Origin of the sequence: Mesorhizobium sp. GbtcB19 (assembly GCF_019091085.1) — a bacterium.
In the GTDB taxonomy this organism is placed as follows: Bacteria; Pseudomonadota; Alphaproteobacteria; order Rhizobiales; family Rhizobiaceae; genus Mesorhizobium.
In genome coordinates, this window is record NZ_JAGXJY010000513.1 from 1 (window position 1) to 237 (window position 237).

The following is a 237-nucleotide window of genomic DNA, read 5'->3' on the forward strand; positions in this document are numbered from 1 at the left end:
GGCGGCGCGTTGCTTGTGCGCCCCGGCCAGGCGCCCGGCCGTCTCGACGAGGCCGTGACGCCGCGCCTTCCCGCCCCGCCGCTCGCGGTCGAACACCACCTTGCCGAGCCGGTCGCGCTCACCGACGACATCGAACGGCTCATAAGCCGGCTTGCCGTCGCCCTGAGGGCCGCCCTCGAACGGCGCGGCGGGGGGGCAGGGCCGCGGGCGCCGCTTCTCTTCCGCGTCGTGGGCGCC

Annotated in this window: 1 pseudogene; it reads left to right on the forward strand. The window is 77.6% G+C overall.

The window, feature by feature from the left end:
* Nucleotides 1-237: pseudogene (locus KVT37_RS33705) on the forward strand (DNA polymerase Y family protein); the annotation flags it as partial.